This window comes from Brevibacillus sp. M2.1A (genome assembly GCF_013284355.2).
Taxonomy (GTDB): Bacteria; Bacillota; Bacilli; order Brevibacillales; family Brevibacillaceae; genus Brevibacillus.
The window spans coordinates 2,719,112-2,744,032 of sequence record NZ_JABSUY020000001.1 but is presented as its reverse complement, the minus strand read 5'-3'; the positions used below and the strand labels follow the sequence as shown (position 1 = coordinate 2,744,032).

General features: G+C 48.1%; 26 protein-coding genes and 1 other annotated feature. Of the genes, 8 read left to right on the top strand and 18 right to left on the bottom strand.

Going from position 1 to position 24,921, the window contains the following annotated elements; translation table 11 throughout:
• Positions 1-115: 115 nt before the first annotated feature.
• The 3 genes from asnB (at position 116) to comER (ending at position 3,766) form a co-directional block, all read left to right on the top strand.
• Positions 116-2,041: an asparagine synthase (glutamine-hydrolyzing) gene (gene asnB / locus HP567_RS13560; protein WP_173611501.1), complete on the top strand. Its 1,926-nt coding sequence runs from the start codon at positions 116-118 to the stop codon at positions 2,039-2,041.
• A 120-nt stretch (positions 2,042-2,161) separates the two neighbouring features.
• The gene (locus HP567_RS13555) at positions 2,162-2,866 is read left to right on the top strand and encodes a ComEA family DNA-binding protein (protein WP_173611502.1); all 705 of its coding nucleotides are present in this window, start codon (positions 2,162-2,164) and stop codon (positions 2,864-2,866) included.
• Positions 2,867-2,932: 66 nt separating this feature from the next.
• The gene (comER, locus tag HP567_RS13550; RefSeq protein WP_173611503.1) at positions 2,933-3,766 is read left to right on the top strand and encodes a late competence protein ComER; all 834 of its coding nucleotides are present in this window, start codon (positions 2,933-2,935) and stop codon (positions 3,764-3,766) included.
• A 93-nt stretch (positions 3,767-3,859) separates the two neighbouring features.
• Here comER and leuS read toward each other — a convergent pair whose 3' ends face one another.
• From leuS to HP567_RS13505, 9 genes are all read right to left on the bottom strand, one after another.
• Positions 3,860-6,277, bottom strand: coding sequence for a leucine--tRNA ligase (gene leuS / locus HP567_RS13545; protein WP_173611504.1), 2,418 nt, complete (start codon positions 6,275-6,277; stop codon positions 3,860-3,862).
• Between the two features lie 174 nt (positions 6,278-6,451).
• Positions 6,452-6,696 (bottom strand) — a binding site (T-box leader).
• A gap of 39 nt (positions 6,697-6,735) precedes the next feature.
• Positions 6,736-7,485 carry a class I SAM-dependent DNA methyltransferase gene (locus HP567_RS13540; RefSeq protein ID WP_173611505.1) on the bottom strand — a complete coding sequence of 250 codons (750 nt, stop codon included), beginning with the start codon at positions 7,483-7,485 and terminating at the stop codon, positions 6,736-6,738.
• 6 nt (positions 7,486-7,491) lie between these two features.
• Complete coding sequence (rsfS, locus tag HP567_RS13535; RefSeq protein WP_173611506.1) at positions 7,492-7,848, bottom strand: ribosome silencing factor; 357 nt, start codon at positions 7,846-7,848, stop codon at positions 7,492-7,494.
• Entirely contained in the window at positions 7,848-8,438 is a 591-nt protein-coding gene (gene yqeK / locus HP567_RS13530) for a bis(5'-nucleosyl)-tetraphosphatase (symmetrical) YqeK (RefSeq protein ID WP_173611507.1), read from the bottom strand. The genes rsfS and yqeK overlap by 1 nt, the downstream gene beginning before the upstream one ends.
• The gene (locus HP567_RS13525; protein ID WP_173611508.1) at positions 8,422-9,015 is read right to left on the bottom strand and encodes a nicotinate-nucleotide adenylyltransferase; all 594 of its coding nucleotides are present in this window, start codon (positions 9,013-9,015) and stop codon (positions 8,422-8,424) included. Before HP567_RS13525 ends, yqeK begins: the two co-directional genes overlap by 17 nt.
• A 14-nt stretch (positions 9,016-9,029) precedes the next feature.
• Positions 9,030-9,320 (bottom strand): ribosome assembly RNA-binding protein YhbY, encoded by a 291-nt coding sequence (yhbY, locus tag HP567_RS13520; protein WP_007727776.1) that lies wholly within the window; start codon positions 9,318-9,320, stop codon positions 9,030-9,032.
• Between the two features lie 29 nt (positions 9,321-9,349).
• Positions 9,350-10,201, bottom strand: a complete 852-nt coding sequence (locus tag HP567_RS13515; RefSeq protein WP_047072628.1) for a shikimate dehydrogenase — start codon at positions 10,199-10,201, stop codon at positions 9,350-9,352.
• Between the two features lie 75 nt (positions 10,202-10,276).
• A complete protein-coding gene (gene yqeH / locus HP567_RS13510; protein WP_173611509.1) occupies positions 10,277-11,398 on the bottom strand; it encodes a ribosome biogenesis GTPase YqeH in 1,122 nt (373 codons plus the stop codon).
• On the bottom strand, positions 11,395-11,919 hold the full coding sequence (locus HP567_RS13505; protein WP_173611510.1) for a YqeG family HAD IIIA-type phosphatase: 525 nt from the start codon (positions 11,917-11,919) through the stop codon (positions 11,395-11,397). Before HP567_RS13505 ends, yqeH begins: the two co-directional genes overlap by 4 nt.
• A gap of 196 nt (positions 11,920-12,115) precedes the next feature.
• Here HP567_RS13505 and HP567_RS13500 point away from each other — a divergent pair, with 196 nt between their 5' ends.
• The 3 genes from HP567_RS13500 to HP567_RS13490 all read left to right on the top strand — a co-directional run bounded on the left by HP567_RS13500 (position 12,116) and on the right by HP567_RS13490 (position 14,437).
• Complete coding sequence (locus HP567_RS13500) at positions 12,116-12,679, top strand: TetR/AcrR family transcriptional regulator (protein WP_142064592.1); 564 nt, start codon at positions 12,116-12,118, stop codon at positions 12,677-12,679.
• A gap of 106 nt (positions 12,680-12,785) precedes the next feature.
• A complete protein-coding gene (locus tag HP567_RS13495; protein WP_173611511.1) occupies positions 12,786-14,003 on the top strand; it encodes an MFS transporter in 1,218 nt (405 codons plus the stop codon).
• Entirely contained in the window at positions 14,000-14,437 is a 438-nt protein-coding gene (locus HP567_RS13490) for a GNAT family N-acetyltransferase (RefSeq protein ID WP_173611512.1), read from the top strand. The genes HP567_RS13495 and HP567_RS13490 overlap by 4 nt, the downstream gene beginning before the upstream one ends.
• Positions 14,438-14,499: 62 nt before the next feature.
• On the opposite strand, the gene HP567_RS13485 is transcribed toward HP567_RS13490, so the two are convergent.
• The 5 genes from HP567_RS13485 to HP567_RS13465 all read right to left on the bottom strand — a co-directional run bounded on the left by HP567_RS13485 (position 14,500) and on the right by HP567_RS13465 (position 18,929).
• Positions 14,500-14,688 (bottom strand): hypothetical protein, encoded by a 189-nt coding sequence (locus HP567_RS13485; protein WP_173611513.1) that lies wholly within the window; start codon positions 14,686-14,688, stop codon positions 14,500-14,502.
• 13 nt (positions 14,689-14,701) lie between these two features.
• Entirely contained in the window at positions 14,702-15,754 is a 1,053-nt protein-coding gene (locus HP567_RS13480; protein WP_173611514.1) for a DNA polymerase IV, read from the bottom strand.
• A gap of 73 nt (positions 15,755-15,827) precedes the next feature.
• The gene (locus tag HP567_RS13475; protein WP_173611515.1) at positions 15,828-16,268 is read right to left on the bottom strand and encodes a peroxiredoxin; all 441 of its coding nucleotides are present in this window, start codon (positions 16,266-16,268) and stop codon (positions 15,828-15,830) included.
• A gap of 270 nt (positions 16,269-16,538) precedes the next feature.
• Entirely contained in the window at positions 16,539-17,276 is a 738-nt protein-coding gene (locus HP567_RS13470) for a gamma-glutamyl-gamma-aminobutyrate hydrolase family protein (RefSeq protein WP_173611516.1), read from the bottom strand.
• Positions 17,277-17,303: 27 nt separating this feature from the next.
• A complete protein-coding gene (locus tag HP567_RS13465) occupies positions 17,304-18,929 on the bottom strand; it encodes a peptide ABC transporter substrate-binding protein (protein ID WP_173611517.1) in 1,626 nt (541 codons plus the stop codon).
• A gap of 111 nt (positions 18,930-19,040) precedes the next feature.
• Between HP567_RS13465 and HP567_RS13460 the strand changes: the two genes are divergently transcribed.
• Positions 19,041-19,853 (top strand): serine hydrolase, encoded by an 813-nt coding sequence (locus tag HP567_RS13460; protein WP_173611518.1) that lies wholly within the window; start codon positions 19,041-19,043, stop codon positions 19,851-19,853.
• A 107-nt stretch (positions 19,854-19,960) separates the two neighbouring features.
• Here the strand turns inward: HP567_RS13460 and HP567_RS13455 are convergent, their stop codons facing one another.
• From HP567_RS13455 to HP567_RS13440, 4 genes are all read right to left on the bottom strand, one after another.
• On the bottom strand, positions 19,961-21,256 hold the full coding sequence (locus HP567_RS13455) for a phytoene desaturase family protein (RefSeq protein ID WP_173611519.1): 1,296 nt from the start codon (positions 21,254-21,256) through the stop codon (positions 19,961-19,963).
• A gap of 293 nt (positions 21,257-21,549) precedes the next feature.
• Positions 21,550-22,680, bottom strand: coding sequence for a virulence factor (locus HP567_RS13450; protein WP_173611520.1), 1,131 nt, complete (start codon positions 22,678-22,680; stop codon positions 21,550-21,552).
• Between the two features lie 102 nt (positions 22,681-22,782).
• Positions 22,783-23,643 carry a GNAT family N-acetyltransferase gene (locus HP567_RS13445; RefSeq protein ID WP_173611521.1) on the bottom strand — a complete coding sequence of 287 codons (861 nt, stop codon included), beginning with the start codon at positions 23,641-23,643 and terminating at the stop codon, positions 22,783-22,785.
• Between the two features lie 22 nt (positions 23,644-23,665).
• Positions 23,666-24,424 carry a DUF4931 domain-containing protein gene (locus tag HP567_RS13440; RefSeq protein WP_173611522.1) on the bottom strand — a complete coding sequence of 253 codons (759 nt, stop codon included), beginning with the start codon at positions 24,422-24,424 and terminating at the stop codon, positions 23,666-23,668.
• Positions 24,425-24,625: 201 nt separating this feature from the next.
• Between HP567_RS13440 and HP567_RS13435 the strand changes: the two genes are divergently transcribed.
• The gene (locus HP567_RS13435) at positions 24,626-24,871 is read left to right on the top strand and encodes a hypothetical protein (RefSeq protein WP_007727802.1); all 246 of its coding nucleotides are present in this window, start codon (positions 24,626-24,628) and stop codon (positions 24,869-24,871) included.
• Positions 24,872-24,921 lie beyond the last annotated feature (50 nt).

The following is a 24,921-nucleotide window of genomic DNA, read 5'->3' as shown; positions in this document are numbered from 1 at the left end:
CTTGTAGAATCAGCGTTTTCGAGGTCAATCACTGGCACTCATAAGAGATTGCGCTGATGGTCGATACATGATAGAGTTAGCAGGAGCAATCCAGTGAGAGGAAGAGTCATTTCTTATGTGCGGAATCGTATCACTCTATAACAAGCGGCAAAAGCCTGTTCAACAAGAAGCGATTAGTGCAATGACGGGTGTCATCCTGCACCGTGGTCCAGATGACGATGGTTTTCACCTTGAAGACAACATCGCCCTGGGCTTTCGTCGTTTAAGCATCATTGACGTGGAAGGCGGACATCAACCGCTGTTTAACGAAACACGTGACATCTGGATTATTGGTAACGGCGAAATCTACAATTACAAAGAGTTACAGCAATGGTTAAAGGACATCGGTCACGTTTTCCATACCGATTCTGATATTGAAACCATCCTCCACCTTTATGAAGAGGTAGGAACAGATGCACCTAAGCATTTACGCGGGATGTTTGGCTTTACAATCTACGACTCCCGTAAAAAACGTCTGTTTGGGGCACGCGACCATTTTGGAATCAAGCCTCTCTACTATGTCGAGACGAATGATTCGATCGGAGTTGCCAGCGAGATTAAGAGTTTACTGGAGCTCCCAGGATTCAAGCGTGAAGTGAATCCAACCGCTTTTTATCACTATTTGACGTTCCAATATGTACCTGATCCTGAAACGATGTTTGCTGGCATTTACCGTATACCGCCTGCACACTCGTTCGTAATTGAAAATGACCTGATCAAGCTGGAAAGGTACTGGGATGTAGAATTCAAGCCTGATGAAAGCAAGCCGTTCTCTTATTTTGTGGAGGGTACGCGCAGTGTCATGCTCGAATCTGTCGACAAACACCGGATTAGCGAAGTTTCTCGTGGTGCTTTCTTGTCTAGTGGTGTTGACTCTAGCAGTATCGTTGGGATGCTGCGTACATTCGAGCCAGTCAAATCTTTTTCTGTCGGCTCAGATATTCCTGGTTATAGCGAGCTCGATTATGCGAAGCGAACCGCAGCATATTTGGGATCGGAGCATTTCGAGCGCGTGATAAACGCCAAGCAGTACATGGATGAATTGCCACGACTGATCTGGCATCAAGACGAACCGGTAGCGGACCCATCTGCCATCCTGCTCTATTTCGTAGCACAGATGGCGAGTGAACACGTAACCGTCGTATTGTCCGGTGAAGGTGCAGATGAATTTTTTGGCGGATACAATATTTACAGAGAGCCTCATTCTCTCAAAATGTTTTCCGGGATGCCGGGCTGGATGCGTCAATCCATCGGATACATGGCAGAACGCCTCCCCGATCAGGTAAAAGGGAAAAACTTCCTCATCCGTGGATCGAAAACGGTTGAACAACGCTTCTTCGGAAACGCACTGATTTTCAGCGAAGAGATGAAAAAGCGTGTCGTCATGGAAGATATTACCCGTTCGGAATCGTATGTATCTCCTTTCACCATTACTGAAGAGATTTACAAACGCGCTTCTGAATACGACGATGTGACCAAGATGCAATACTTGGACATTCATACATGGCTCAGAGGCAACATTTTGATGAAGGCCGACAAGATGACCATGGCCAATTCTTTGGAGTTGCGAGTGCCTTTCATTGATCTGAAGGTGTTTGAATTCGCCGCTACCATTCCAACAAAGTACAAAATTGCCAACGGCACGACCAAGCACGTGCTTCGTGAAGCGATGAAAGACTTCTTGCCACCTGAGATCCAAACGAGAAAGAAACTGGGCTTCCCTGTTCCGACTCGTCATTGGCTCAAAAACGAATTTTACAAATGGGCAAAAGAGATCATTTTCGAATCCAAGGTGGATAATTTGATCAATAAGGCCTATGTGCTGTACATGCTCGATGAACACCGCGAAGGCAATGCGGATTACAGCCGCAAAATCTGGACGATCCTGGTCTTCATGCTGTGGCATCAAATCTTCATTGAGCAAAAGCACAATTTTGAGCCTTATGTCAGCCCGAATGTAGACCTTCGTCGCAAGAAAAATTCGCTGCAGCATATCGGCTAAACAGCGCAAACACAATAAATAAATTTGCAGACCCTCTCTTACTTTTCGTAGCATCGTTAATAGAGAACAAGTTCTCTCTATGCACGTATTGCTATGTGAAGGACGGGAGGTTTTTTTGTTATGGTGCTGGAGTGGTGGGAGCGTTATCGTCGTTTCATCTTGTTGACTTCGGCTGTTCTGTTTGTCGGTTGTAGCTTTTGGTTATATCAACGCGACCAATCGCATAAGACTGGCGAACTACCGTTGCATTCTCCTGCTTATGCGGCATCGGATGTTGAAACAAAAGAAGGGACTGATGATTCAGCAACTGCTCAACCTGCCAAGCCTGTAAAAACGACACCGGAAACAGATAAGGATAAGAAACAACTCTCCCCTCCTCTCTTTGTCGATGTGAAAGGGCGAGTAAAAAATCCCGGTTTGTACCAATTTGAACCAGGTACACGTGTCGCAAATGCCATCGAAAAAGCAGGAGGAGCACTACCTGATGCTGACCTTGTCCAGATCAATTTGGCAGCGCCGCTCACAGATGGAGCAGCTCTTGTCATCCCGGCTAAAGGGGCAAGCGAGCCAGTCTCTACATCCATTGGCCTTGTACAATCTGCTGCCAGCGTATCCACCACTGGTGCCTCCTCAGCCATTAATCTCAACACGGCAACTGCAGAAGAGCTCATGAGCCTTCCCGGCATTGGAGAAGCGCGTGCCAAGGCAATCGTGGATTACCGGTCAAAACAAGGTCCATTTCGTTCGGCGGATGACCTGAAACAGATTGAAGGAATTGGCGACAAGATGTTTACACGGATAAAGGATCGGCTGGTGGTACAATGAGATCTGGTCATGATCATAGACACTCCTACATAGAATGGGAAAAGAATATTGGAGGGAGGTATGCCCATGAATAGAATTGGGTTCATTGGTACGGGCAGCATGGGCAGTATCTTGATTGAATCATTGCTGTCGGCCAAGGCGCTTAGTCCTGGTCATATCATTATCAGCAACAGAACCCCTGCGAAGGCGCAGCAACTGGCAGAAAAACATCCCGGGCTCATTGTCGCGCACAGTAATGCCGATTTGGTCAAAGAAGCTGCTACAATCGTTCTGTGCGTCAAGCCACTGGAATATAGCGTGATGCTCGAACAAATTGCTCCCGCACTAACGCCGGAACACCTGTTGATTACGATCACCAGTCCGATCAAGCTGGCCGATTTGGAGTCTCAAGTTCCTTGTGCCGTTGCCAGAGTTGTTCCTTCAATAACAAATGCTGTAATGAGCGGAGTCAGCTTATGTGAATTTGGATCACGTATCCAAGAGGAACAACGTCATTTTATACGAAGTCTGTTTGCCCACATTAGCTCCCCTGTAGAGATTTCGGAGCCATTTTTACGAATTACTTCTGACATTGTCAGTTGTGGTCCTGCGTTTATCAGCTATATTTTGCAGCAAATGATTCAAGAAGCTGTTGAAGAAACTGGCATTTCCGCAGAAGCTGCTACTTACATGACCACGCAAATGCTAATTGGAATGGCAGATCTTTTACGCGAAGAAGCATTCACCCTCCCTACTTTGCAAAAGAGGGTCTGCGTGCCCGGTGGAATTACGGGGGAAGGTCTGATTCCTTTGCAAGACGGGATTCCCGGGCTTTTCGCCCAAGTGTTTCGCCGCACACAAGCGAAGTTTGCCGAGGATCAGGAACTGGTTGCACGAAATTTAAACAATCAGCCGCATTAGCGCAAAACGAAGAAGCGATATTTACAAAAAAAGGAGTGGATACCTGTCACTCGCAGGCCCCACTCCTCTTCTTATTTCCGTGCCGTCCTTTTCTTAACGAACGACGATATTCACCAGTTTGCCTGGAACAGCGATGACTTTGACGATCGTTTTTCCTTCAATCAGCTCTTTAATCATCTCGTTGTTTTTCGCCATCTCTTCCATCTGTTCTTTGGTCGAATCAGAAGCGATGAGCAGCTTCTCTTTGTTTTTACCGTTAATTTGCAGGACGATTTCTACCTCGTCTTCAACCAGCTTCGCTTCGTCATACGTAGGCCATGCTGCGTAAGCCAGACTCTCGCTGTGACCGAGTTTTTCCCATAGCTCTTCACCCAAGTGCGGAGCGATAGGAGACAGCATTTTCACAAAGTCCTCCATGAATTTCTTCGGCAGAACTTCCGCTTTGTATGCTTCGTTGACGAATACCATCAACTGAGAGATACCTGTATTGAATCGCAGGCCCTCGTAGTCTTCTGTTACTTTTTTCACAGTTTGGTGGTACACGCGCTCCATGCCAGCCACGTTGGAGGTTTCCACGATTTTTTCGTTCAGTTCACCGTTGTCGCCCACAAACAGACGATATACACGATCCAAGAAGCGGCGTGCACCATCCAAGCCTTTTGTCGACCAAGCGATCGAAGCATCCAGTGGTCCCATGAACATTTCGTACATGCGCAGTGTGTCGGCACCATGGCTGTTGATGATATCGTCAGGATTTACGACGTTGCCTTTGGATTTACTCATTTTCTCGTTGTTTTCACCCAAGATCATCCCTTGGTTAAACAGCTTTTGGAATGGTTCCTTGGTTGGTACGACACCGATATCGTACAGGAACTTGTGCCAGAAGCGAGAGTAGAGCAAGTGCAGTACCGCGTGCTCTGCACCACCAATGTAAATGTCGATTGGCAGCCATTCTTTCAGTTTGTCTGGATCAGCCAATGCCTTGTCGTTGTGTGGATCGATGAAGCGCAGGAAGTACCAGCAGCTACCCGCCCATTGCGGCATCGTGTTTGTCTCACGACGTGCTTTCATGCCTGTTTCCGGATCGATAGTGTTAACCCACTCCGAGATGTTTGCCAATGGCGATTCACCTGTACCGGATGGTTTGATTTCTTTTGTTTTTGGCAACATGATTGGCAGTTCGGATTCCGGAACGACTTTCATCGTGCCGTCTTCCAGATGGAGAATCGGAATTGGCTCACCCCAGTAGCGTTGACGGCTGAACAGCCAGTCGCGCAGTCGGTACGTTACCTTGCGATTTCCTTTGCCTTCCGCTTCCAGCCACTCGATCATTTTGCTGATAGCCTGTTCTTTGTTCAAACCATCGAGCATGCCGGAGTTGATGTGCTCTCCGTCGCCAGTATATGCTTCCTTGGAGATATCACCACCAGCGATTACTTGCTTGATTGGCAGATCAAACGTTTTCGCGAACTCATAGTCGCGTTCATCGTGCGCTGGAACTGCCATGATGGAGCCTGTTCCGTAGCTGATCAGCACATAATCTGCAATCCAGATTGGCAGACGCTCGCCGTTAACCGGGTTGATCGCATACGCTCCGGTAAATACTCCTGTCTTTTCTTTCGCCAGATCAGTACGCTCCAGATCGCTCTTGCGTTTCGCTTGATCCAGGTACGCTTCCACTGCTTCTTTTTGAGTTGGTACGGTAATTTGCTCAACCAGCTTGTGCTCAGGAGCCAGTACCGCATAAGTTGCTCCGTAGAGAGTGTCTGGACGAGTCGTAAAGACGGTAAAGGTTTCGTCATGACCTTCGATACCAAAGGTTACTTCTGCCCCTTCAGAACGACCGATCCAGTTGCGTTGCATTTCCTTGATGCTCTCTGGCCAATCCAGTTCATCCAGGTCAGCGAGCAGTCTTTCCGCATATGCAGTAATTTTCAGGACCCATTGCTTCATTGGGCGGCGTTCTACTGGGTGTCCGCCACGCTCACTTTTTCCGTCAATGACTTCTTCGTTTGCCAAAACCGTTCCCAAAGCAGGGCACCAGTTTACAGCTACTTCGTCAATATAAGCCAAGCCGTGCTCATACAGCTTCGTAAAAATCCACTGTGTCCACTTGTAGTAGTTCGGATCGGTCGTATTGATTTCGCGATCCCAGTCGTAGGAAAATCCGAGCGACTTAATTTGGCGGCGGAAGGTGTTAATATTGTGCTCGGTGAATTCCGCTGGATCGTTTCCTGTATCGAGCGCGTATTGCTCCGCTGGCAAACCAAACGCATCCCAGCCCATTGGATGGAGAACGTTATATCCTTGCATCCGCTTCATGCGGGACAAAATATCAGTAGCCGTATAGCCCTCTGGATGTCCTACGTGCAGGCCAGCTCCAGATGGATACGGGAACATGTCGAGTGCGTAAAACTTTTTCTTGCCTTCATCCTCGGAGGTTTTGAAGGTCTTGTTCTGCTCCCAATATTGCTGCCACTTCTTTTCGACATTTTGATGACTGAATACCATGGTAAAGCACTCCCATCTTAAAATAGGTGAAAATAAGAAAACCTCTATCGAGGATTGCTCAAGGTTGAGCGATCGCGTATGAGCGGAATGTTTTCCGTAATATCGGGAAGAAACCCAAAGAAGAATATACTTTCCGATATTATAAAAAAACCTCACATCCCAGATCGCTCTTGCGAAAGGGACGAGAGGTTGTTTACATTCCCGCGGTACCACCCAGATTGGCAAATGACAAGCATTCACCCACTTGTTTCATCCGTATCGGGGATAAGCCGCTCACCCTTACACAATCATGGCGTAAATGACCTTGGGGGCAAGTGCTGGGAGGTGAGTTCAGATAGATTCGGGTTGACTTGCACCATCCGTCAACTCTCTGTGAGTGCTCGAATCCTATACCTACTATTCCTCTTAAACGCGTCGAAATCTGTAGTTATAACGCCATTATAGTCAATCCGAACCAATCATGTCAAACTTTTCGGCTTGCGGGCTGAGAAAAATAGGCGCTCACTCGCTTCTTGTGGCGGCATATCCGAGTAATCAGCAGTGATGACGATGTCTGTGAAGCCGGCATCTGTCAGCCAGCGCAACAGTTGGACAGGCTGATAAGCCCGTTGCCAATGCTCTTCTTCCATCCGCTCGTACAATCCGTTTGGCTGACGAATGAAAAACGTTAACTGATGCTCTACCTCGAGACGCAGTGGGTCGCAAAAACATTGCCAAATGTACGAAACTTCATCTTCTACATGTGTGAACGTCTCGTCTCCGAAAATGTGCAGCATCTTGTACGGACTGTGCACATCAAACAGAAAGCTCCCACCAGGCGCGAGATGAGCGAAAACGCGCTTGAACGTTTCCTGCACATCCGCTTCCTCTGTAAGATAGCTCAATGAATCACACAAGGAGATGACCGCATCCGCTTCCGGCAAGGACAGCTCCCGCATATCCTGCTCCACCCACGCTACATCCACTTGCTCCTGCCTCATTTTGTCATAGGCAATCGCAAGCATTTCTGTAGAGAGATCCACTCCAGTAACGCGGTATCCCCGCTTGGCGAGTGGGATCGCAATCGTGCCCGTCCCACAACCAAGATCAATGACCCGCACAGGCTTCTCTCCCTTTGCCCAATGACGCTCGACCCAGTCGAGCCACTGGTCATAAGGAGTATCCGCCATCAGCCTGTCATATACAGCGGCCATGTGTGCGTATGCCATCTGACCTTACCCTTGCTCGCTGAAGGAAACTTCCTCTGCGTCCTTCCACAGGCGCTCCAGGTTGTAAAACTCGCGATCTTCGCGATGGAAAACATGAATGACGATATCGCCCAGATCAACCAGTACCCAGCGACCTTCATCCGCTCCCTCGATACCGCGGACGTCAAAGCCGTTTTTGTGGGCTTGGTCACGGATTTCGCGAACAATTGCCTGTACTTGACGCTCGTTGTTTCCGTGGCAAATCATGAAATAGTCTGCGATCACGGACAGCTTTTTAATATCGAGCACCTTCAAGTTCTCTGCTTTCTTGTCCTCCGCTGCCTTCACAACCAATTGGGCCAAATCTTCTACTGTTTTAACCATCAAAACCCTCCTTCTCTCCCTTTGCGGGAAACCAAATCGTTATATGCCGTCAATGTCAACGGGAAAACCGTCTTTTGCTTCTCTATCAAAAATTGAATCGTGCCTCCCAAGGCGAGGGCCAGGGCGGCATCCAAATCATACATGGCTTTGGCGCGAATAAAATCGACACCAGGGTAAACTCGGCTCGGTTCTATATAGTCTGCCACACAAACGACTTTTTCTAACAGGGACATGCCAGCCCGACCCGTTGTATGGTAGCGAACGGCTTGTAAAATATCTGCATCCGTTACGCCTAGATCTGTCTGGATCACAATCGCTGCTGCAAAGGCGTGCCACAGCTCTTTTTCCCCTTCCAAAAGCTCTGTAGGCATATCGTGGCGAACGAGTATCTCAAACATTTTTTCCACTGGCCAGCACTTACAGTAATCGTGCAACAGTCCAGCAAGCTCGGCTTTGTCGGGATCAGCCCCGAATCTCTCAGCCAGTTCGCGAGCCGACGCAGCGACCCCTAGCGTGTGCTTGTAGCGTTTTTCATGCATTTGTTGCCGTACGCGAACGAGAAGCTCTTCCCGATTATCCAAAAGTTTCATAGATTCGGTTCTCCTTTATATAGCGCTCCACGGCATCAGGTACAAGATAACGGATGCTTTTCCTGGCAGCTACCTTCTCGCGAATCATCGTGGAGGAAATGTCCCAAACAGGCATCTCCACAAATGTGACGTCCTCGCTCGATTTCAGGTCCAGTTCGGTTCCTGGCCTCGCCAGACCTATAAAGCGTACCATATGAATCAGCTCTTGGTACTGGTACCATTTGGGCAAGATTTTTACCATATCTCCCCCCATGATAAAGGAAAACCGGCAATCCGGGAACTGCCTGATGAGCTGAGCCATCGTATCATACGTGTACGATGGGCCTTTTCTTTCGAACTCCACATCTGTTACACGAAAGACTTCATAATCAGACACGGCAAGCTGAACCATTTGCAAGCGGTGATGCGCCAGCGTCAGACTCTCTCTCTTTTTGTGCGGTGGAACGTGTGTAGGCATAAACCAGACTTCATCCAGCCCCGCTTGCTCTCTGGCTTGTTCAGCCGCCAGCAAGTGCCCGCAATGAATCGGGTCAAACGTTCCTCCCATGATCCCTACTTGCTTGATTGGCTGTCTCATCGCATGCAGGTCACTTATGGCAGCTTGATCGTCTTGTTCTCCCGGGACTCTTTGTACAAGACAACTGTATGGCCAATCAACTGCACAAGCTCTGCTCCAGCACCTGCTGCCAGATCTTCTGCCACTTGATGTTTATCGTCATTATTGTTTTGCAAAATCGCTACCTTGATCAATTCACGTACTTCTAACGCTTCTTTGATCTGCGTGATCATGTTTTCATTTACGCCGCCTTTTCCAACTTGGAAAATAGGGGTGAGATGATGTGCTTCTGCGCGCAAAAAGCGCTTTTGCTTGCCAGTCAACATCGGCAATGCCTCCTTTTACATCCTGCCAATCAGGTTGTTTTCTTTAATTGTTGCAAGACGACCTCACGCATAACCCCAGTCGGTGCTCGTTCGCCCGTCCACAGTTCGAATGCCAGTGCACCTTGATTCACGAACATGCCGATTCCGGAATGAACAGTGGCTCCGATGGCACGCGCTTCTTTGAGCAGACGTGTTTCGAGCGGGTTATAAATCAGATCGCTAACAGTTAAACCAGAATGAAGCCATTCTGCTGGCACAGGGGTCTCCTGTACGTTTGGCAGCATTCCGATCGATGTCGTATTGATCAACAGCGATGAGTCCGCGATAGCTGCTTCCCCTTCGCCCTGTTCTACGATTTTCGTAGGTACAATCGTTCCGACATGCTCAGCCAATACCGCGGCTCTTTCCCTGGAACGATTGATGATGCGAATTTCCTTGACTCCTTGTTCAGCCAAGGTAAACGCGACTGCACGGGCAGCGCCACCAGCCCCTACCATGGTTACCACTTGCTTTTCAAGAACGATTCCCGTCTCTTCCACAAGCGAACGAACATAGCCCATACCATCTGTGTTGTAGCCGATCAAGCGTCCATCACGAGAAACGACGGTATTGACGGCACCGATTCGCTTGGCAAGCGGATCGATTTCATCCAGCATCGGCATGATCGCAACCTTGTGGGGGATCGTGACGTTAATCCCTTTCAAGCCTAACGCGCGAATACCCGCGACTGCATCTTCCAGATTTTCCGGTTCTACATCGAACGCAGCATAGGCAAACCCCAACCCGGTCTCGGAAAAAGCTGTATTGTGCATCATCGGTGATTGCGAGTGGGAAACTGGATGCCCAAACAGGCCAACCAGTTGTGTTTTGCTTGTAATCATGGAGCTCTTCCTCCCCGGACGTCTCTCTATAGCATATGGCAAGGGGCAAGGCTATCTCGACTTTTCTTGTGTAAGCTAGATCAGCCCTTTGCGTATCCCAACACTTACGCCTTTAGGTGCATGCACGACAACACTCGCTTCGTGTTTTCCTTGGATGCTGACCCAGCCCAAACCGGAAATTACGATGTCAGTCGTCGTAGTGGACTTGTTGATTTTAAAGGTGTGCTTCACAAATGGCGGAAGTGCTTTCGCAGCTTCCTCCCCTGTTGGCGGTACCAGCAAGGTTCCATGGTGCTTTTGCATTACTTCGTCTGCTTTCTCCAGCTTCGTCCGGTGAATGTACAGATCGTTGTCCACATAGATGATGAACGGCTGTCTCTCCCCACGTACGAAGTCGATACGGGCCAAACCACCCAAAAAGAGTGATTGTCCATTATCGAGCTGATACACTTTGGAGTTGATCCGGCTAGTCGGGGTAATCTTTCTCAGATCAGTTGGGGATACCATATGTCCAATCTGGTCGCGATTAATAATTCCCGGCGTATCGAAAATGGAGCGGCCATCCTCAAGCGGAATCTCAATTTTGTCCAGTGTTGTACCAGGGAATGGCGAAGTCGTAATCTCCAGCTCAGCCGCACCGTAGTCATGCAAGATGCGGTTGATCATGGTCGACTTTCCTACGTTGGTTACACCGACAATGTAAACATCTCGGCCTTTGCGCAGCTCTCCAATGCGATTCAACAGTTCATCGATATGAAGCCCTTTTTGCGCACTGATCAGTACGACATCCTCTGGGCGCAGTCCGCGTTCTTTTGCTTCGTGCTGCATCCAGTTGCGCACGCGGTTCAGGTTGATGTTTCTCGGCAGCAGATCGACCTTGTTACCCACGAGCAAAATCGGATTTTTCCCGACAAATCGTGGCAAACCCTTGAGCCAGGAGCCCTGGAAATCAAAGATATCGACCACCATCACGACAAGCGACTCCGTAGAACCGATACCATCCAAAATCTTGAGGAAGTCGTCATCGCCCATCCCTACAGGAGCTACTTCATTATAATGCTTGATGCGATAACACCGCTGGCAAATGACTACCTTTCTGCCAAGCGCGGATTCAGGTGCATAGCCAGGCTTTTTTGCATCTGCTGTCTGAATGGCAATCCCACATCCAGCACAGGAGCCATGCGTTTGTTCCGTCATGCTTTTCTCCTCCACGAAACCATTCCTTTCCTCTCCATCCAAATAAGGGCCACACGCTCCATCTGACGATTAAAGCGCGTCCAAAAACCATCCGTCTGGGCTACAGGAACAACCAGGATCGTATGAAATCCTAATCGATTTCCTCCCAGCACATCGGTAAACAATTGATCGCCAATGACAACAGTCTCAGCGATGGTTACATTCATCTGCCGCACTGCCTGCAAAAAGGCACGGTTTGTCGGCTTTTTAGCCGCACAAATAAACCCGAGATTTAATGGGGCACAGAAGCGGTCTACACGCTCCTTGTTGTTATTGGAGACAACAGTGACCTGTATACCTGCCTCATGCATGCGAGCAAGCCAGTTAATGACCTCCTGGGTTGCATGTGGCCTGTCCCATTCCACCAAGGTATTATCCAAGTCTGTAATCACCGCACGGATGTTATTTCGTTTCAATTGATCTATGTCAATGTGATGGATTGATTCGACGAACTGACTAGGCATCAGCTTCTCTAAAAACACGGGGCACCTCCAAATGATGTGAAGCAATCAACCGCGATTTCGGCACCTACTATACCATAATCGACCACTTGGTTGCAAAACAAAAAGCATGATCACCACTTGCATTGCTCTGCCAACCTGTGTAAAATAATGTTACCAAGAAAACTATTTTTGTTTTTATAGTTTTCTTTTATGTTGAGCTGGGGGGTTGATTGCAATTAAAAACCGGATCATGAAAGGTTTTATTGAAGAGATTCGCGATAAAGGCATGAAATTCTCCATGGATGATTTGGCGAAGCGGCTCGGGATCAGCAAACGCACGTTGTACGAGCACTTCTCATCCAAGGTGGAAATTCTGGAAACAATCATTCAACAGTCCTTTGAAGAGGGCGATGAAAAAACACAGCAAATTCTCGCAGACGACAGTCTCTCTCTTATCGATAAAATCAAAGGCGTCATGATGGTTTTACCGACACACTATGAATTTTATGATTTGCGCATCCTCGAACAGATGAAGCGATATTATCCTGAGCAATATGCCCAAGTCGAGGCGTCTTTATCCGAGGATTGGCAAACCCTGCGCGTTCTTCTCGAGCAAGCGATTCGAGAAGGGCTCATCGTCAATATGGACGTCACCCTCATGCTGAAGGTTATTGTCGATGCGCTGAATTCTACACTCGACCAGCGCTTTTACATGAAAAACCAGATTACTGTCTCAGAGGCGCTTTCCGCTATTGTAGATGTCCTCTTGTTTGGATTGGTACCAGCAGATAAAAGATAACAAATGATTCGTGGTCATCCCGCTACCTTTGGAAGACCACGATATTGTTCTATGCAAGAAAACCAATAAAACAAAAATAGTTTTTATAGTTAAGAGGTGTTCCATCATGTCTATTTTTACACAAATGACCAAACAACAACGAATCGGACTACTGTTTGTCATCCTGATCCTTTTCATCGACATGCTGCTGTACAGCTTGTTGATTCCGATTGTTCCTTATTTTACGGAAAAGCTGCAGCCATCCTCCACGATGATGGGCGTGCTGTTTAGCAGCTATGCGGTCGCGATGCTCATTGCCACCCCTATTTTTGGGCCGATATCTGATCGGATCGGCAGACGGACCATGCTTTTGGTCGGGTTGCTCGGTCTCGCCGCTTCCACGTTATTGTTTGCTTTCTCTGAAACAATGGCCTTGTTGATTACCGCGCGCTTTGTTCAAGGCATTGCTGCTGCGGCTACTTGGCCAACTGCCCTTGCCCTCCTGGCGGATTTGTTCCCATCCAAAATGCGCGGAGCTGTTATGGGAATTGCATTGACGGCGATTTCGACCGGTACCTTGCTCGGAGCGCCGATTGGCGGATGGTTGTTTGAAATCAGTGACCATCGTATGCCTTTCCTGGCAGCAGCAGCCTTTACCATGATCAACATTGTGCTGGTCTACTTGTTCTTGAAGGAAGACGCGACGAGAAGTGTCAGTGAAAAGCTTCATGTCGGTGGATTCATCCGCAATCCGCAAGTCATTTTTATCGCTGGAATCGTCCTGTTGGCTGAAATTTCCCTTTGTTTGCTGGAACCGACGTTGCCCGTATTTTTTACAGAGAAGCTCAGCATGACGCCGACATCGATTGGTCTTTTGTTTGGGGTCATGACACTCGCATACGGATTGATCGCTCCAGTTGCCGGCTCCCTTTCCAGCCGCATGAATCCGTACAAACTCATGTTTGGCGGAATCTTGACGTTGGCTGTGTTTCTGCCATTTTTGGCGTGGGCGGACTCCCTCTGGCAAGCAATGCTCGCAATGGCCCTGGTTGGCGCGAGCATCGGTTTTACCTTATCGCCAACCTTGGCTACATTGGGAGCCATCATTGACCAAGGTGGAAGCGGCGCATACGGCACGGCGTACTCTCTCTTTAATATGTTTCACGGAATCGGAATGGTGGCAGGCCCACTGGCAGGGGGAATATTGACGGATTTATTTCCTGTATCCTCTGCCCTCCTGATTGTGGCAGCATCCATCCTAGGCTTCGGCATTTTCCTTTTTGTCCAATTAAAAGCAAGCAATTCCGCCAGTCTTGGCACAAAGGAAAGCGAGATGAAATTTTGAGCTTGTCTATTCGTGAAATTACGAAAGAAAATTGGCGCCAAATTGCCTACTTGACTGTAAAGGAAGGTCAACACTCCTTCATCGAGAGCAACGCTTTTTCCATCGCCCAATCAGGTTTTGAACCGGAATGGATATCATGCGGTCTGTATGACAAAGACATCGCTGTCGGTTATGCCATGCACGGAATCGAAGTAGAGAATGGCCGAATTTGGCTGGACCGCTTTATGATTGATGTTCGCCATCAGGGTAAGGGTTACGCCAAACAATTTTTGAACATGCTCGTTGAAGAAATGTGCAGACGCTACAGCTGTACGCGCATTTACTTGAGTATTCATCCTGAAAACGAGTTCGCTCGCAAGCTGTATGAGTCGTTCGGCTTTATTTCAAATGGCGAAATGGATGGTTCGGAGGAAGTGATGGTCCTCTCGACCTGACACATGAATAGAAAAGGCACCTCCTTTGTCGATCAGAACGAAGGGGGTGCCTCTTTTTGTCGCTATCGTTGACTTTTCCGTGCTTCCATCAGTCGCTTGACCTTCTCTGTCGGAGTCCAGCATTGGAATCGATAGTCCGGACGTGTCTCATAGGTTAGACGAGAGCATCGATAGCTGACTCCTCCCGCCCCTTTTTCCACACGAAAATGAATACAGGTCGCACAGCAATGAAAGGCATTCTCTGTCTCCACCGTTCTCCCTCCCTTACTTTCCGAGCTTCCACGAAAACATCGATAGCTGCTCGTACCGCTCCCCTTGTTGCTCGGCAAAATTCGAAAACCCTACGCCAACTAATCGAACGCCCGCTGTATAGTCAAAAGCGTCGAGCAAATCGTCCAACAGCTCCTGCCAGTTAGCCCCTGCCACAGCCTTGTGCTGCTTGGTCCGCTGGGTAAAGTCCGCGTACTTGATTTTGAGCGTTATCGTCTGGGGTTCAACCCCTTCTTCGCGGATGTCCTCTTCGACCTCACGCAAGAGGGAGATGGCAATCGGAGCAATCGCATCCCTGTCAAACAAATCAAATGGCAGTGTCGTTTCACGGCTCAATGATTTCGGAGCGCGGTCCATTTCGATTTCGCGATTGTCTTCTCCTCTCGCCCGGTAATAGAGAGAACGACCAAACTTCCCAAATAGCGTAGTGGCCTCATCAAGTGAAAGCCGCCAAAAATCCTCTACCGTCTCAATCCCCTTTTTCGCGAGCAGCTCTTGTGACTTTTTACCAACTCCATGCAAGGTACCAATTGGCAACGACCGCAGCACATCCAAAGCCTGCTCTGGTCGGATGATGACAAAGGCATCCGGCTTTTTCAAATCACTGGCGATTTTCGCCAACGACATATTGTAGGAAAGTCCGATGCTGCAAGTAAGTCCGGTCTCTCGTTTGATTCGCCTCTTGATATCACGGGCAATGGGTACCGCATTTTCATAATGGGACACGTCTAAATAAGCCTCGTCTAAACCTACTGTTTGATAACGCTCTGTATAAGAAGTAAATATCTGTCTGACTTCAACAGATTTTTCGATATAACGGCTATAGCGGACAGGCAAATAAAAGCCTTGCGGACATTTTTTCCTCGCCATGGCGATAGGCATTGCGGAGCGAACACCGTATTTGCGTGCCTCGTAGCTGCAGGTCGATACCACACCTCGATTGCCAGTTCCCCCGACAATGACCGGCTTCCCCCGCAGTTCTGGACGATCTAACTGCTCTACACTCGCAAAAAATGCGTCAATATCCAAGTGAAGAATTTTTTTCATAGGGATACCCACCAAACATACATTCTCATTTCTATTATCCCTGTTTTTTTCCATTGACGCAAGCGAGAACGTCCTAGGTTTGGTTTTCGATTACCTGTAGCAGCTCTGATACTGGAGGATTTCCTTTTTTGGCAGATAAGATTGTTCCGTTTTTTCCGATGATGTACACGATGCGTTGTTGGAAAAACAGCCCGAGAACTTTTCCAACATCGTACGCTTTTCGAATGGATTCATCTTCATCCATGATCAATGGAAATTCATAGCGGAACTTATCGGCGAATGAGCGCTTTTTGTCCATGCCACCTGGATTGACGCCAAAAACGACTGTGTTTGCTCGTTCGATTTTGGTGTAGTGATCCTGAACCGCACATAGCTGCTTCGTGCAAATCGGGGTGTCATCTCCCGGATAGAAAATGAGGACGATATTTTCTTTGCCGATGTGATCCCTAAGATCAACGGTTCCTTTTGTACTCGCCGCAGTAAAGACGGGAGCCGAGTCTCCGACCTTTAACATTTCTCTCACCTCTATGCTCAGTATACAAGGGCTTCCGGAATGTCAAAATCATTTTCATTTCGCGTTCAGCAAAATAACTACAATTATTTTCTTCAAAAACTCACCTCACGAAAATCCATTCTCTTACGTGAAGTTCGATTCTGCCTGCCTGTCATTTATCCTTGTTTGACTACACTTCTACCATTGGCTGGAGCAACCCGCACGGTGAAGCCCTCCCGCATGCAAAAAACCGCTCTGGGCAATCCCAAAACGGTTTCTCTCATTGCTATTCTAATTAGTCGTTTGCAGCTTCAACTGCTTTGCCCGAGCAACAAATGCCTCGGCAATCTTCAACATGTCGTCGTCGTGTGCCCACATCCGTTCTGGATGCCACTGTACGCCCACATGTAGCCCGTCGAGGCTTTCCATCGCCTCAATCACACCATCAGCCGCGCATCCTGTGACTTTAAAGCCCGGTGCTATGTCTTTGACTGCTTGGTGGTGAGAGGTGTTCACGAGCACCTCTGTCTTTCCGAGGGCATCCGCTACAAAGCCAGGTTGCAACGTAATCTTGTGCACCCCGTATTGCCGTGAACCCTTCTGTGCATGCTGTAATGCTCCTGGTACTTGGCTCGGGATATCTTGAATGAGGGTGCCGCCACACGCCACATTCAAAATTTGCATTCCGCGGCAAATGCCCAGGATTGGCTTTTTCAGCTCCAGCGCAATCTTGATAATCTCAAGCTCTGTGATGTCTCTTTCGTAATTGATATCGCCCAGCCCTTGCTGCGGGTCTTCGCCGTACAAATGTGGCGCAGGATCTTCACCGCCGGACAAAATCAAGCCGTCCAGGGATTCGATCATCTCACGAAACGGAGCATCCTGAATCGTCAGCAGTGGCAAGATCAGTGGAGTACCGCCACTGCGGGCAATTCCGTTCACATAGCCTGAACCTACATAGAAAAACTGGTCGAGATCGTTCTTTGGAAAATACATTTTCGTACATGCCACACCAATGATCGGACGCACGCCAGTCACTCCCTCACAGACTCATGATTACTTTTGATTGGAAGCATACTTGAAGTCGATGAACCCGAGTGCATCTACTACCACATCTTTTACGCTATCCTGCTTCACCCACGCATAGGTGAAATAGTAGATTGGCAACGCAGGCATTTCATCCATGACGATTTGTTCAGCTTTCTTGAGGATTTCCTTACGCTTCGCTGCATCCCCTTCTTTGGCAGATTGCGCGAGCAAATCGAGGAACTCCTTGTTTTCCCATTTGGATGTATTCAGTCCACCCTTGAATACCTCCAGGAAGTTGATCGGATCGTTGAAATCGCCAATCCAGCTACCACGACCGATGGTGAAGTTTCCTTGCTTCATGTCTTCACGGTGAACCTTGTTCTCTTTGTTAACCAGTTTGACTTCGATGCCAAACGCTTTGCGCCATTGATCCTGAATGACTGTCGCAATACGTGAATTGACCTCTGACGTATTGTATGCAATCGTAATCGGTGGCAACTCTTTGATCCCCGCTTCTTTCATACCTTCTGCCAATAGCTTCTTCGCGGTCTCTACATCGCCGTCTTTGATGTAGCCCTCTGGCGTGAGTGCCATGGTCGGCGGGAGAATACCCGTCGCTGGCGTGCTCTTGTATGGTACGACATTATCGGAAATTTCCTGACGATTGACTGCCGTAGCAAATGCCTGACGAATCTTTTTGTTGTCAAACGGCTTTTGCGTCGTATTAAAAATGTACCAGTACGTACCCGCTGTCGCTTGAGCTTGCATCTTTCCGGATTGTTTTAGAGCATCCAATGCATCCAGTGGCAAATCGCCCAGTGGCGAGCCCGCCCAGTCCAGATCACCTTTTTCAAACATCGACAGCTCTGTATTGGCATCCTCGATCATGTTCAACGTCAGCTTGGACAATTTGACAGTGTCCTTATCCCAGTAAGAATCGCTCTTTTCGAATTCAATCTTTGATTTGTGCTCCCAATTTTTCAAGCTGAATGGCCCGTTTGTAATGTACGTCTCTGGCTTCGAAGCCCACTCTTTGTCGGCCTCAACCGCTTTTTTGTTGACTGGGAAATAGGTGACAGACGCAACTAGTTCCGGGAAAAACGGTGCCGGGTTTTCCAGTGTAACAACCAGTGTCTTGTCGTCAGTTGCCTTCACGCCGACATCTTCGGCTTTTGCCTTGTTGGCGTTAAAAGCTTGCCCATTTTTCAAATAGTACATCTGATACGCGTAACCCGAAGCGGTTTTCGGGTCGAGAACCCGTTTCCATGCGTACTCGAAGTCATGAGCCGTAACCGGATCTCCATTGGTCCATTTGGACTCTCGCAAATGGAAGGTGTACGTGAGACCATCAGCGGAAACCTCATACTTCTCTGCGACCGCCTCTTTCAGCTCGCCTTTTTCATTCAAGCGCAGGAGGCCATCAAATGCTGCACGGGCAACAGACATCGAAGGGATATCTTCTGCCAGTCCAGGGTCGATCGTGCTTGGCTCACCAGTGTTCAGGTTGACCTGCATCACTTGGGGGGCGCTACTCTGCTCCTGCTTCGCACCTGTCGTCTCCCCCGTGGTGCTTGCTTGCGGTGTTCCACAGCCAGCGAACGCTAAACTGGTTAACAGAACAGCACAAAATGATAGTTTCTTCCACTTATGCAACAGCAAAACCCCCATCTTAGGAATAATTCTTCTTGCTTGTTAGGAGCATGACTAAATAATATTATCTTGAGAAAATTTTGTCTACATCGAAACAAAAGGAGATGGGTCTGCATGTTATCCAGTCTTTTTGCCCAAATATCCAGTCTGATCAAGGACGCTGGAGGAGAATGGGGAATCTTTTTCGAAGATTTGCAAACCGGTGAAACATTATCCATCAACGAAGATCAACGCTTTTATGCAGCCAGTGTAATCAAAGTCCCGATCATGACAGCTGTTTTTGCAGAGGCGTATGCAGGCAAGTTTGCCTTAGAGGACAAAATGAAACTGCGTGCAGAGGATCTCGTTGGCGGTGCAGGTGTTCTTCAGCATATGACCCCCGGCACTGAATTTACGATTCGCGACCTGGTTACCCTGATGATCATCCAAAGCGACAATACAGCCACGAACATGATGATTGATCTCGTCGGAACAGAGAGCATCCGCAATGCGATGCAAAAAACCGAAATGACAAACAGTCACTTCTACAACAAGCTCATGGTCGTCCCAGCCGAATTGGAAGGATACAATGAGGTAACGGCAAAAGACATGGGAAGTCACCTCCGATACGTGGCAACAGGAAAAGTCATCTCCTACGACAGCTGTTTAAAAATGGTCGCCATCTTGAAGGCTCAGCAGCACCGTGACCGCATTCCCTTCCTTTTGCCTGACCCAGACGGCGATGTGATCGGGATGATTCCGAAATGGGAATTCGCCAACAAGACTGGCTCTGTGACCAAAATCACGCATGATGTCGGCATCCTCTACACCGGTTCTCATGCTGTCACTTTGTCCATTTTAAACAAGGGACTCGAACAAAAGGATGCTGCCAACGTCATGGCGCAAATCGGCAATCTCGTTTATCACGTATATAGTCAGAAAGCGTAATCCATGTGGCCTGCCATCTCCATTGGCGGGCTTTTCTTTTTGAAACGTTGACTGAGAAAAAACAAGCAGGCATTCCCTTCTCCAAGGAACACCCGCTCGTCATTGACTTATTCTTTTTCCAAAATCAGCTTGGCAACGTTCATCGCGCTAGAGAAAGACAGCTCAGACAGCTGGCCTTGTCCTTCACACCAGTCACCCGCGAAGAACAGGTTGCGGTAATCTGGCATGAAAATCGGCATTGGCTTCTGATTCATGGTCCATTTGATCTCCTGTACGACTGCACGAGCAGAAACGCGTGGCACAACCAGTTGTTCACGCCAGCCCGGGAAATGCTTGTCATACAGGTTTTCAATCTCTTGTTTGCGGATTTCGGCCGCTTCCTTGTTTCCTACTTCATCCTGACGCATGTAAGCAGTCGCCTGCAGCAACTGCCCGCCTTCAGGTACACAAGTGCGGTCATAATACGAGATATCGGTAATGAAAATATTGTTTGCTTTTTCGTAGATGTAGGAGAACGGTACGTCAATTCGCTCTTTCAAGCCAATGTCATACACCATAACAACCGTTGGCTCGTATTCAGCATGCTGTGCAATTGCATGTTCCAGGCGAGTCTCTGCAAAGACTTTCGCCATCTCCTTCGGCGGAATACAGCAAATAAATTCATCCGCCGTAAATTCGCCCTCCGGTGTCACCACTCCAACCACACGATCATTCTCTACTTGGAACTTTTCTACTTTGGTTTTGATCAGAATCGTACCCTGATTTGCTTCAATCACATGCACGAATTCATTGATCAATGCTTGCCAGCCACCACCGATATACGCTACCGGTTTATTCGTTGTAAACAAACGGCTGTAGTAAGAAAAGAAGACGTCAGAAGGAATCTTTTCAGGTTCACGTGTGAAAAAGTTGGAAGAAGCAAGCGTCAACATCATTTCTCGCACTTCTTCGTTGACTTGCTTTTTCTCCATCCACTTTTGAATCGACATATGTGGATGGCCTTTCTCCATTTTTAGCATCGTTTTCAAAATCTCAAACGTAAACAATACTTTGTCCATGCCTTTTAAGAGCTTCGTTTGGAAAAGTCCTTGTACATTCGCCGGAACTGCAGTCAGATCGCTACCAATATCGTACTTGGCTTTTGTCGGATTGAAATCCTGCCAATCGATGCTCAGACCCAATTCTTTTTCAAACGTTCTCAAAACGGAGCTGTCGCGAGCATAAATGGCGTGGGCACCGAAGTTGAAGTTAAATCCTTTGATCTTCAGTGTAACGGCACGTCCACCCAATTGACCGCGTTCCAAAACTGCAACTTTTTTGCCTTTCGACGACAGGTAGGCGGCACTGGAAAGACCAGCAAGTCCCCCACCTACAATAACAACGTCATAGTGATTGGTTGTCATACACAATCTCCCCTACGCACTAGCGATGTTGATAACATAAGCTAAACCCTATCCTAGTCTAAGGGATGGATAAGGTGGAAGTCAACTATTATTGAACTGTGTCTATTTTTATACTGACTTATACCAATATTTACCTAATAAACCAACTTGTTTACCACTCTTCTTGAAGCAGTATGCCCCGCTATTCGCCGTATATCCAACCAACGAACACAAGAACAAAAAAGCCCTCTTAGCAGGGGGCACTTCACTTCAGCCTGCTTGATAGAGGGCTCTTATGCAACTGAAAGCAGCGACTAATCGTTTCGGCGAGTCATTTGCTGCCAAACGGTACCACTAGCCGCCTCGCCGCTTTCAATGCGCTGGACGGCCATTTGGACTTGCAAGCTGACCTCGAACTCGGGATCGTTCTGTGCGGCACGCAAAGCGTCCAAAGCGGTTTCATCCCCAACCTCAAACAAGTAGCGAGCAGCACGCCAGCGTACCAGCTTGTTTTTATCCTTCAACGCCTCACACATCGGCAGAATTGCGCGGGTGTCACCCAAGTCAGACAAGGTATCGCCTGCTGTGCGTCGTACAGAGACGGAATCATCTCGGAGCGCTTCAAACAGCAGCGGGAAAACATCATCGCCGCCAATCATGCCCAGATACACAACCGCCAGCCTGCGAATCGACGGTTTGCCGTCACGAAGCGCTTTTTCCAAAACAGGCAAATCCTCTTCGGTAGGCTCCATCCGATCCAGCGCTTCATATCTTTTTTGCCAATCTGGATCATCGAGCATCTCCAGCGTAACGACTTTCTTTTCACGCACGATTGGCTCTGGAGTTTCCCCGGGACCAAGCGCCATGGCCTGTTGCACGATTTCTTCCACACGGCTCTCTGGATAGGAGGCATCGACTTCCAATGCGACCTCCTCGCCAATCTCGCGCAAATCGCCATAGCGAACGCCATGCTCGACCCATTTTCGCTCCATGATAAGGTTGGGCGACGCAGATCCCGCCCGCACGGCTGCCTGTCCAAAACGCTCTGGCAGCGCTGCACGAATCTGCTCTGTCCCCATGGTCACCTTTACCTGCATCGGTACACCGCGGAACATTTGAATATACACTTGCGCCTCTCCAAATGCCCCCGCATCCTCCGCAGACATATCAGGAACAGCCGCTCCTCCACCTGCTTGCAAAACCTCGCGGGCGACCGTCAAAATACGCTGCCAATCTGCATTGGACTTTCGCTCCAGCGCGAGAAAGTCTGCCGTATGAAAAATCGAGGTTACCCCTTCGATCTCCAAGAGCTTGTTCATGAGTTCTGGTGCTTTACTCGCATCTTTTTTTGTATAGACATGTTGGACCCCATCCGGCAAACGCTCGTCGACATTCAACTTCATGACGTTTGGACTGGGCGTCGGTTCGATGGACAACAGTTTCATAGTGAGTCACTCCTTTTTACAACGCTCCTTGCTTCTCTCTTATCGTAGCATGGAAGCTATTGCGTTTTCCAACCTGGGAGATGTTCAAAAGCAGTTTGCGCGCTACAATGCCAGCTTGTAGTAATCATTGGCCGACTTTACAAAAAAGCCGCATGATTCATACAACCCCAAGGCATTGCTGTTTTCACAGGCTACTTCCAGTGATACGTGCTGATATCCCTCTTTCACCAGCATCTCGATTGTTTGTGCCAATGCCTGGCGTCCATATCCTTTCCCTTGGTAATCTGGGTGGACACAAAATCCATAAATAAACGCCTTGCCCTCATCCTTGTTTACGCTTATTTTGCCAATGGCCTTATCATCGACTATCATCAAATGTGTGGTAGCCTTGGGATCACCCGCCATGTTCTCGGCCATTTCCCTTGCGCGTTCTTCTTCCATTTGAAAACCATGGACGTTCAGCCAAATCAATGTTTCGTAGTCACTGGCGATCTCAGGTCGAAGCAGCACGTTTCCAGAAACCGTTGCTCTTTGCTTGTCCCCTAAATCCATCCAGTATTCCGAGAATTGATACTCCCCGCCGATTCGCTCCATATATGACTTACCGTTTTCCGAATCTCGCTGAACGATAAACAACTGCGCCGGAATCCCTCTTCGTCTGCATGCGTCTGCGGCTTGTGCTTGCAACGCTGTAAATATGCCTTTTCTTCTGTAGGCTGGATGGACCATACCGCTCACTTCTGCCTCACCGCCATGAAACACGTAGAGCCCTAAAAAGCCAACCAGCTTTCCATCCGCATAACAGACAAAGTCTTCTTCATGCTCTCCTGAACGCTTTTCCAGCATCCCCGGGTTTACTTTGAGATCAATCCCATCCTGTTCATTGCAAATCGCAACCAGCTCTTTAATCTGTGCCAGTTCCTCTGAGGTGAGTGTTTTTTTTGCCGTGATCGTATACGTCATAGCGTAAGCACCCTTTCTATGATTAGAAGTATCGTCGTTGCAATTGGGCGACCATATCTTCCAAATTATTGGCGACCTGCGGAATCGAATAGCCTACGTAAAGAGGCGAGGTAACAAACCTCGGAACCACTTTGGCGATCAGCTTTTCTCCCCAATGGTAAAAGAAAAAATTGTAGCTTTGGTTACGCGGATTGACATGAGTCAGTATCCAATGTGCTAAAATTTGTAAGTAGTCTGCCATTTTCGGCAATCGATCAAAGTCCGATAGAATGACATTGTATTCAAAAAAACCTGCACGCGGATGCGTAGACAGATTGCATTCAACCCCCGCCTCTTGATCGATAATCATGCCCATAAAATCACTGTCTTTTACTTGATCCAGATAGTTGTAGTCGTTTAGTCCGACGATCTGCATGTGCGGATGACGGATGCTCCCTCCGGAATACGGACCGTGGTTTTTGAAAAACAGAACGGAACGATAAGACTTGCTTTGCTCCATTTCAAGCCACTTCTCTACCCCGAATGCCAGCAATGCACGTACATGTTCTTTGGAGTAAACAGACCAATCCCCTTGGCATTCATCCGACTCAATCAAAACAGTTTGATGTGTATCCTCCAGAACAGGGAATTTGTTCATGAGCCAAATCATGGAGCCCCGCTGCTCCAAAACATCAGTGAGACTGTTTCGATCACAAAAAGGACAGGCCGTTTCTGTGTTGTTTACACTCACTGGCTTTTTTCTGCCTATTTGCATGTTAAAGTGCAAGTGCGTCTGCTTCATTCCCTTGTCCCTCCAGTTTGTGCTAACTTCCACTTTACACGCATTTTCTGGGAAAATCATGACGTTTTTTGCCCAGTCAACACTTTACAAACATAATTGGACTGCCTATTTTTCAATGCCTGTGGCGTTTGTTTCTTTTTTTATCTCAAATGTTTTACATACAATGGGAAGCAGTGAAACCTGGAAAGGTGTTGGAATTGGATGGAGAAATCATTTTATTATCCTGTTAGCTGGAGCGAGGCCCAACATTACAAAACGTTGCTTGATCAAGAAGGTGTCCCCTATGAAATTCAATCCCCACTCGATTTGCCTGTCCTGGAGGAAGGAAAGCTCGCCATCGTCTTTCCTTCCATTCCTTTACGGATGTACGTCTGGGTGCGAACCTTGTTCTATCGTGACGGTCTGCGCTATCCGGATACGTTTTCGTTAGATTTCAAGCTACATTAATCACGAGAGAAAAGGTACCGGTTCCGTTGGTTTTCATAAGATGGTAAGAG

Coding starts and splice junctions, on each gene's coding strand:
- HP567_RS13555 (WP_173611502.1), top strand. CDS start 2,162: ATGGTGCTGGAGTGGTGGGAGCGTTATCGTCGTTTCATCTTGTTGACT.
- yqeH (WP_173611509.1), bottom strand. CDS start 11,398: ATGACGGAACAAACGCATGGCTCCTGTGCTGGATGTGGGATTGCCATT.
- HP567_RS13445 (WP_173611521.1), bottom strand. CDS start 23,643: ATGACGTATACGATCACGGCAAAAAAAACACTCACCTCAGAGGAACTG.
- HP567_RS13525 (WP_173611508.1), bottom strand. CDS start 9,015: ATGAGACAGCCAATCAAGCAAGTAGGGATCATGGGAGGAACGTTTGAC.
- HP567_RS13460 (WP_173611518.1), top strand. CDS start 19,041: ATGTTATCCAGTCTTTTTGCCCAAATATCCAGTCTGATCAAGGACGCT.
- asnB (WP_173611501.1), top strand. CDS start 116: ATGTGCGGAATCGTATCACTCTATAACAAGCGGCAAAAGCCTGTTCAA.
- HP567_RS13540 (WP_173611505.1), bottom strand. CDS start 7,485: ATGGCATACGCACACATGGCCGCTGTATATGACAGGCTGATGGCGGAT.
- HP567_RS13515 (WP_047072628.1), bottom strand. CDS start 10,201: ATGATTACAAGCAAAACACAACTGGTTGGCCTGTTTGGGCATCCAGTT.
- HP567_RS13480 (WP_173611514.1), bottom strand. CDS start 15,754: ATGAAAAAAATTCTTCACTTGGATATTGACGCATTTTTTGCGAGTGTA.
- comER (WP_173611503.1), top strand. CDS start 2,933: ATGAATAGAATTGGGTTCATTGGTACGGGCAGCATGGGCAGTATCTTG.
- HP567_RS13455 (WP_173611519.1), bottom strand. CDS start 21,256: ATGACAACCAATCACTATGACGTTGTTATTGTAGGTGGGGGACTTGCT.
- HP567_RS13440 (WP_173611522.1), bottom strand. CDS start 24,424: ATGAAGCAGACGCACTTGCACTTTAACATGCAAATAGGCAGAAAAAAG.
- yhbY (WP_007727776.1), bottom strand. CDS start 9,320: ATGTTGACTGGCAAGCAAAAGCGCTTTTTGCGCGCAGAAGCACATCAT.
- yqeK (WP_173611507.1), bottom strand. CDS start 8,438: ATGAAACTTTTGGATAATCGGGAAGAGCTTCTCGTTCGCGTACGGCAA.
- HP567_RS13435 (WP_007727802.1), top strand. CDS start 24,626: ATGGAGAAATCATTTTATTATCCTGTTAGCTGGAGCGAGGCCCAACAT.
- leuS (WP_173611504.1), bottom strand. CDS start 6,277: ATGGTATTCAGTCATCAAAATGTCGAAAAGAAGTGGCAGCAATATTGG.
- rsfS (WP_173611506.1), bottom strand. CDS start 7,848: ATGGTTAAAACAGTAGAAGATTTGGCCCAATTGGTTGTGAAGGCAGCG.
- HP567_RS13495 (WP_173611511.1), top strand. CDS start 12,786: ATGTCTATTTTTACACAAATGACCAAACAACAACGAATCGGACTACTG.
- HP567_RS13475 (WP_173611515.1), bottom strand. CDS start 16,268: ATGTTAAAGGTCGGAGACTCGGCTCCCGTCTTTACTGCGGCGAGTACA.
- HP567_RS13450 (WP_173611520.1), bottom strand. CDS start 22,680: ATGAAACTGTTGTCCATCGAACCGACGCCCAGTCCAAACGTCATGAAG.